The organism is Kitasatospora sp. NBC_01266 (genome assembly GCF_036242395.1).
Classification (GTDB): domain Bacteria; phylum Actinomycetota; class Actinomycetes; order Streptomycetales; family Streptomycetaceae; genus Kitasatospora.
The window spans coordinates 1,788,768-1,791,577 of record NZ_CP108458.1 but is presented as its reverse complement, the minus strand read 5'-3'; the positions used below and the strand labels follow the sequence as shown (position 1 = coordinate 1,791,577).

At 70.5% G+C, this 2,810-nt stretch carries 5 protein-coding genes; all 5 read right to left on the bottom strand.

All coding sequences use genetic code 11. The features are described from left to right. Window positions 1–107 precede the first annotated feature (107 nt). Window positions 108–698, bottom strand: coding sequence for a GNAT family N-acetyltransferase (locus OG403_RS07525; protein WP_329562485.1), 591 nt, complete (start codon window positions 696–698; stop codon window positions 108–110). Beyond that, complete coding sequence (locus tag OG403_RS07520) at window positions 695–1,075, bottom strand: hypothetical protein (RefSeq protein ID WP_329562483.1); 381 nt, start codon at window positions 1,073–1,075, stop codon at window positions 695–697. Before OG403_RS07520 ends, OG403_RS07525 begins: the two co-directional genes overlap by 4 nt. After that, window positions 1,072–1,281, bottom strand: coding sequence for a hypothetical protein (locus OG403_RS07515; RefSeq protein WP_329562481.1), 210 nt, complete (start codon window positions 1,279–1,281; stop codon window positions 1,072–1,074). Before OG403_RS07515 ends, OG403_RS07520 begins: the two co-directional genes overlap by 4 nt. Window positions 1,282–1,660: 379 nt before the next feature. Further along, window positions 1,661–1,870, bottom strand: a complete 210-nt coding sequence (locus OG403_RS07510; RefSeq protein WP_329562480.1) for a DUF397 domain-containing protein — start codon at window positions 1,868–1,870, stop codon at window positions 1,661–1,663. Continuing rightward, complete coding sequence (locus tag OG403_RS07505) at window positions 1,867–2,712, bottom strand: helix-turn-helix domain-containing protein (protein ID WP_329562478.1); 846 nt, start codon at window positions 2,710–2,712, stop codon at window positions 1,867–1,869. Before OG403_RS07505 ends, OG403_RS07510 begins: the two co-directional genes overlap by 4 nt. Window positions 2,713–2,810 lie beyond the last annotated feature (98 nt).

Below are 2,810 nucleotides of genomic sequence, written 5' to 3'. Positions count from 1 at the left end.
CGGCGGACGGCGGGTGGGGGCGGCGCCGTTGCGCACCGCCCCCACCCGGGTTGGGTAGGAGGGCGAGGCGGTGACCCTACTCGCGGCGGCTGGCTTGCCTCTTGGGGTCAGTCGTCGACAGCACAGAGCAGCAGGTCTAGGACCGGTCCGTCGGTGCCGGCCTGGTAGGGACCGGCGTAGGTGTAGCCGAGGCGGTCGTAGAGGCGGCGCGCGGACTGGTTGCCAGGCATGACCAGCAGGGACGACCAGGCAGGGTCGAGGACCCGCAGGAGTTCGGTGTGGAGTGCGGTGCCGATCCCCTGCCCCTGCCAACCGGGGCGCACCGCAAGCTCGCACAATCCGATCAACCTGGTGGTGGTGCGGGCGGGTTCGGGGATGGAGGGGAGTAACCGCTCGCCGTACCAGTAGGACGGGGTGGCGGGGAACGCGTACCCGAACCCCGCCAGTTCGCCGTCACGGTAGGCGGCTATGAGGGTGAAGCCGTCGCGTTTGGCCGCGTGGCCGGCGATCTGCTGGCGCAGGCCGTCGGCGTCGAATCCGGCGTCGGCGGTCTCTCGGTCGCCCTGGTGGGCGTCGACCCAGACCTCGGTGAGCGTGTCGAGGAGAGCAGGGACGTCGCCCGGGCCGTAGCGGCGCAGGGTGGTGGTCTCCGGGCGGGTCGGCTGCTCGGTCACGTTCTTCTCCTCGGTGATGGTCATCCGTCGGTGGCGTGGGCGAGCAGGGCCATGCGGGCGTTGGCCAGAGCCTCGGTGTAGAGGGATCGGGCCTTGCCCGGCAGGCCGGAGTCGTGAGCGAGCCATCCGGCCGCCACGCTCAGCTGCCCGGTGGCGAGGTGGAGCTGACGGCCGGTCTCCTCGGAGTAGGCGCTGGTCTGCGGCCAGGTGTGCGCGGCGTTCAGGGCGTGGGCGGCTTGGCTGCGCAGGTGGGCCGATCCGTTGCGCAGGTCGGCGTTGTACAGGGTCTGCTCGGCGTCGTGGAGGCTGCGGACGTGGGCCGGGGTGATGCGGCCGCCGGGCGCCAGGGCCGTGCTGGCGAGCGCGCCGGCGCTGAGCAGGAGGAGGCTGCGGCGGTTCACGTCATCCTCACACGTCTCGCGTCTCGACAGGGCCAGCCGGGGCGGTCAGACTCCCAGCGCCGTACCTGGCGCACCGAGATGTCCGCGGCTTCGCCGATCGCCAGGGCGTGGTCCCGGTAGGCGGCGGCGAAAGCCTCCTGGGTGTGCCAGCCGCGCCGGATCCGCTCGGCGACGAACAGCGCGTTGCCTGGCGTGGGTTCACCCATGCGGCACCTCCGAGTCCGACAGAGACGGTAGCGAGCCTGAGCACGTTGAGCGATGGCACCGTACCGCCGGGTGACAAATGGCCGCTGACATGTCCTCAGATCTGACCTCGACTCAATGAGGCTCTGGCGCTGAACTGGTGTGGCGGCTCGGCCCCAGGTGCCCGAGCCGTCTCCCTTGATGAGAAGGACGGTGATCGGCGTGCCCGCTCAGCAGCCCGACCGCCCGATCGGCCTGGCCGACCGGGCACCACTGGCAGGTCCTGTGGATGCCCGAGGCGCTGGGCCGGGCCGTCTTCGCCGACCTGGCCACCGAGCCGGGCCGGGACGAACCGGGCCTGAGCCACCTTCCCGACCTTCCACCGAGCCGGTTGTCGCTCAGTCAGGAAACGCCGAGCCCGCCGCTTCGGAGGTCTGCGAGGAATGCGGCGAAGGCGTGGGCGGTGAAGATGAGGGCGGGGCCGTGCGGGTCCTTGGAGTCGCGTACGGGGGTGAGCCCGTCGAACTGGCCGTCGGCCACCTCGATGCAGTCGCCTCCGTCGTTGCCGCTGTAGGACGACTTCCGCCAGTGCGCGGTGGTCAGCTCGCTCATGAGTACAGCTCCTGCCTGATGTTGCGGATCAGATCTGCCGACGCATCCTGCGAGAGGGCTGCGATCTGCAGCAGAGCGTACCCGCGCTGGCAGCTCTCGACGACGGCCGGATCGCGGCTCAGCGACCCGCGCCGCAGCGACTCGGTGTACGCGGCGACTGCACCGTCAGGGAGGGTGAGTAGGGTCAACGGCGCGGTCAGGGGCGCGCGCTCGCCGAGCGACATCGGTGCGACCTGCAGCGCGACATTCGGTCGCGCGGCCGTCGCCAGCAGGTGGTCGCACAGCTCGCGCATCACCTGGCGCCCGCCGACCGGCCGACGCAGCGCGCTCTCGTCGATCACGACGAAGACGAACGGCGGTGCGTCCGAGGTGATGATCTGCTGGCGGTCAATCCGTACCGCCAGCCGCTGCTCGACGGTGTCCAGGTCATCATCGCGCTGGACGCCACCCGCCGTCAGCAGCGCGCGGGCGCAGGCCGGGGTCTGAAGCAGGCCCGGGATGTACGCGATGTGGAAGATCTTCAGCTCGGTAGCCGTAGCCTCCTCTTCGAGATACTCCAGGAAGCCCTCGGTGAAGGTGACCTCCAAGCGCTTCCGCACATACGGCATGAGGAACGCGAGCGCGCCTCCCGTGTCGAGGATCTCGTCGCAGCGCGCGGCGAGCCCGTCCTTCGGGGGACGGGTCCCGCTCTCGATCCTGCTGATCAGACTGTCGTCGCAGGGCACTTGCGCCGCCAGTTGGGGTTGGGAGAGCTGCCGCAGCTCCCGGTACATCCGGAGCATGCCGCCGAAGAGGCAGCCGGGTGACGCGGTTGGGTCCAGCTCGTTCTTCCGACCGGCCATCGTGGTCCCCTTCCTGGCGCGCTGTCCGCCGGATCGCAGGACGAACCGTCAGGTCGTCAGGATCCCTGCGCTGGTGAGGATAGGCGCGGTCGGGATCG

Coding starts and splice junctions, on each gene's coding strand:
- OG403_RS07505 (WP_329562478.1), bottom strand. CDS start 2,712: ATGGCCGGTCGGAAGAACGAGCTGGACCCAACCGCGTCACCCGGCTGC.
- OG403_RS07525 (WP_329562485.1), bottom strand. CDS start 698: ATGACCATCACCGAGGAGAAGAACGTGACCGAGCAGCCGACCCGCCCG.
- OG403_RS07515 (WP_329562481.1), bottom strand. CDS start 1,281: ATGGGTGAACCCACGCCAGGCAACGCGCTGTTCGTCGCCGAGCGGATC.
- OG403_RS07510 (WP_329562480.1), bottom strand. CDS start 1,870: ATGAGCGAGCTGACCACCGCGCACTGGCGGAAGTCGTCCTACAGCGGC.